The sequence below is a fragment of the Methylomagnum sp. genome (assembly GCF_054333355.1).
Genome location: NZ_JBTEKS010000400.1, coordinates 1 through 3,935, shown reverse-complemented (window position 1 = coordinate 3,935; position 3,935 = coordinate 1). Strand labels below are relative to the sequence as shown.

2 protein-coding genes, 1 pseudogene and 1 CRISPR repeat array are annotated in these 3,935 nt (G+C 58.2%); all 3 genes and pseudogenes read left to right on the top strand.

Annotated features, from left to right (window positions below; translation table 11 throughout):
- Window positions 1-804 precede the first annotated feature (804 nt).
- Complete coding sequence (locus ACXWUF_RS20050; protein ID WP_458496340.1) at window positions 805-1,695, top strand: CRISPR-associated endonuclease Cas3''; 891 nt, start codon at window positions 805-807, stop codon at window positions 1,693-1,695.
- On the top strand, window positions 1,644-3,410 hold the full coding sequence (gene cas3, locus ACXWUF_RS20045) for a CRISPR-associated helicase Cas3' (RefSeq protein WP_458496339.1): 1,767 nt from the start codon (window positions 1,644-1,646) through the stop codon (window positions 3,408-3,410). Before ACXWUF_RS20050 ends, cas3 begins: the two co-directional genes overlap by 52 nt.
- Window positions 3,394-3,456 (top strand): annotated as a pseudogene (locus ACXWUF_RS20040) (hypothetical protein); the annotation flags it as partial. The gene cas3 and the pseudogene ACXWUF_RS20040, both read left to right, overlap by 17 nt.
- 47 nt (window positions 3,457-3,503) lie before the next feature.
- Window positions 3,504-3,898: direct repeats of the CRISPR family, unit length 29 nt; unit sequence GTGTTCCCCACGCCCGTGGGGATGAACCG.
- Window positions 3,899-3,935 lie beyond the last annotated feature (37 nt).

Below are 3,935 nucleotides of genomic sequence, written 5' to 3'. Positions count from 1 at the left end.
GCCATCCACCATCCTGTAAAAATGGCGGCGCTCAGGTATACCAGCGCAATATGCAGGAACATATATTTTGAACCGGGCCATCTACAAAAGCATCAATTATCCAATCCATTTCGAGATGGCGGTACTAGGTTTCCCAATCTCCTGCCCCTTGCTACTTTCAACGTCAGTCCTGAACTGAGGCCCCTTCCCTCCGCCGGAGTTACCCGGCTTCGTCGGTACTACGAGCCCCTCCGTCACCCCATCGCGCCCGGCCTGTCCGTCACCGGCCTCCGGTTGGCCTTCGCGCTCGACCGCGCCATGGGGCTTCCCGTGTTGCATCGGCCTTCCTCTTTGTATGCATGCTGTCGCCACTACCCCGGCGGAACCATGGGGTGCATGACTCGCTCTCTTCCCCCACAGTGGCAGCCTTCCCCGACTTGCAGGCGGGTCGGCTTCCGCATCGCGTCTTTCGAGGCCTGCCCGGCGTTCACTCGCGTTACGGCCTGCATACTCGCCAAGCCACTTAAATGGCCCTCTACATCGGAGGCTTCAGACGCTTCGTTGCCTCCACGCCTGCTCCGATTGCTACCGGCTGGAGCGAAAGCTGCCGGGCGGGATTCGCACCCGCTGAAGGACCGTGCCTTTGCACGGCGCACTACAGAAACGTACGCTAGTGATTAAGTGTATGAAATATCATGAGTTCGTGGGCGCCCGGAGATACGCGGGATTCAATGTCCATTAAATCGCTTTTGCCATGGTTGATGGACAAGCATTCCACATGATATTCATCTGCATGAAATAGCCAAAAATCATTAGAGATACATTGTGGACAATCTGGACCAATACGAATTTTGGGCGAAAACCACGGACGAGGGACTGCCCGGCATCAGCGTGCTTCATCACATGCTTAACGTCGGACATGTGGCCCGACTGATCGCCGACCAGAGAAAGGAAGCCCTGGCGTGGTTCAACTTAAATCCCTCTGCCGTTGCCGTCATGGCCGCGCTGCACGACATCGGCAAAATCTCCCAAGGCTTCCAATCCAAATGCCCGGCGTGGCTGGATCAAAACGGCTTGGCGCAAACCAGCACCATCCAAGGCTGGCAAAACCTGGAGAAGGATCACGCCAAGGTAAGCCAGTTCACGATTGAAGGCCTCCTGTTCGACAGTAGACAGATCAAGCCGAAAAGCGCCATCCATTGGGCGGTGGTGGCGGGTTCCCACCATGGATACCTGCATCGTCCCGGTGAACGTGGATTAGACAAATCACCCGGCATGTCGAAAGACACCAACGCCCAGGGGGATGCGGCTTGGGAGGCCAAGCGCCGCCAAGTGGCACAACAATTGGTGGAAATTTTAGGTGGGTCGCCACGCACGGACATCGGCCCTGATTCGCCCGAACTTTGGTGGCTAACCGGGCTGATTTCGGTGGCCGATTGGATCGGTTCCGATGAGAATTACTTTCCATCGGAAGCGGATTCCCGTTTCACAACCGACGCCAGCCGTGAGCGGGCCGAACAGGCCGTGGAAAAAATCGGCTTGGCCCACCCAACGCCCCGGCGCGGCTTGGATTTCGCCGAAATTTCGGTTTTTCCTCCAACGATCTGCAAAGCCAAGCCCTCACGGCCATCACCGAACCGGGCGTTTACGTCGTCGAAGCCCCCATGGGCATGGGCAAGACCGAGGCGGCCCTCGCCTGTGCCTACCGGCTCCTGAGCGAGGGCAAGGCGACCGGGATTTACTTCGCGCTTCCCACCCAAGTCACCAGTAATCGCATCCATGAGCGGGTCGGGCGATTCACCCGCGCCGTTTGCCCGGATACTCCGAGTACCCGACTGATCCATGCCAACGCGTGGCTGATGACCGATGTCGAGCCGTCCAAGCCCGCCGCCAGTGGCCCCGTTCAGGGCAGTGAGGATGCCCGCGCCGGGCGCGATTGGTTCGCCTCATCGAAGCGGGGGATATTGGCACCGTTCGGCGTCGGCACGGTGGATCAAGCCCTATTGGCCGTGGTCGCGGCCAAGCATTTCTTTGTGCGGCGCTTCGGGCTGGCGGGCAAGGTCGTCATCTTGGACGAGGTGCATTCCTACGATTTTTACACCGGCACACTCATCCGGGCGTTGTGCCAGACCTTGGAAGACTTGGGCTGCACGGTTATTTTGCTGTCCGCCACCCTGACCCCGGAACGCCGCGCCGCGTTATTGGGTGAATCGGAATCCCCCGAAGCTGCCGCCTATCCCCTGATTACCGGGCGGACCGCTCTCGGCGTGTTCATCCCGCCCCGGCCCGCAGAAGCACCACCGGACCATGCTATCCAGATTGAATTTGTGGAACCAAGCGCCGCAATACACGCCGCATGGGCAGAAGCCCGCCGTGGCACGTGTGTGCTGTGGATTTGCGACACAGTGGCCAGCGCTCAATTGACCTATGGCGAATTCGAGGCGCTGGTCGCGGGCGACGGCGAAGCGCCAAAGTTGGGGTTACTGCATTCGCGGTTCCCATATTTCCGCCGGGAAGAACTGGAAAACCAATGGATGGAAGCTTTGGGCAAGGATGGTGAAGCCCACGGGTTGCGGCCCAAAGGTTGTGTGCTGGTATCCACCCAGGTGGTCGAGCAAAGCGTCGATTTGGACGCGGATTTGTTGGTCACGGAGCTTGCCCCGACCGACATGTTATTGCAGCGGATGGGGCGGTTATGGCGGCATCCACGCGGCCCGCGTCCGACCACACGTCCAGCCTGCTGGATTTTGCGGGAGAGCCGATCACTGGATGATTTCCGGGGCTTGGGTAAACAAGCGGTGCGGGAGGCATTCGGCGCGAAAGCTTGGGTATATGCGCCCTATGTGCTGCTGCGTTCCTTGGAGGAATGGTCGTCGCGGAGCGTCGTTGCCATTCCGTCGGGGATTAGGGGAATCCTGGAGAAAACCTATATCGACCGGGAGGACGAGCCGCCCGGCTGGTTGGCTTGGAAACAGAAACTTGAAGGCGACAAATTTGCTCATCAACAGCTTGCCTTAATGTCCAGCAATATTATGAACACCGCGCTGGACGATCAGGAAGGCGCACAAACACGGGTTTCTGAAATCAAGACGGTGCAAGTCATACTAGCCACGTCGAAGAGCGGCAAAGATATTACTTTGTTGAATGGCGACGTGGTGAGTCTGGCCGACGATGTCTTCCGAATGGATACCGCCCGTGGCTTGCACAGGAATATCGTCAAATTACCAAAATCCACTTTCGCGGCTTTTGAAAGCGAATCCACCACGCACAAATATGTCAAGGGCGAACAGGCCATCGGCTGGGTTCAACCTGATGGTGTGGTGAATATCGCTGGTTTGAAGACCGATTATTCATTGTATTGGCATACCCATCGCGGTCTGGAAATCCGGCGCGGCGAACAAAGGAAAACAGATTATGAATCTTGTGACTGAACCTTGGATTCCGGTGGTGACGCCGGATGGCAGGCGTACACTGGTCAGCCTTGTGCAGGTTTTCACCGAAGGCCGACAATTCGCCGATTTGGCGTGTTCCCCACGCCCGTGGGGATGAACCGGACGAACTCGCCGCCGAGAATACCCGCCACAAGTGTTCCCCACGCCCGTGGGGATGAACCGATTGCATCTTGGACATAAAAGCTGAATATTCCGTGTTCCCCACGCCCGTGGGGATGAACCGCTAGAGCAAGCAGCTTAGAAAAAAGCCTCCGCGTGTTCCCCACGCCCGTGGGGATGAACCGCCCATGTGCGGGGGATTTTCTTGATAGTGCGGGTGTTCCCCACGCCCGTGGGGATGAACCGAACATGGGTCTGGGGAAGTTCGTGACGAAATAGTGTTCCCCACGCCCGTGGGGATGAACCGCTATTCACAGCCCTGCTATTCGTCGGGCTGGCGTGTTCCCCACGCCCGTGGGGATGAACCGCGATACCGCCGCATTTTCGATTCCCCCCCAAAGTGTT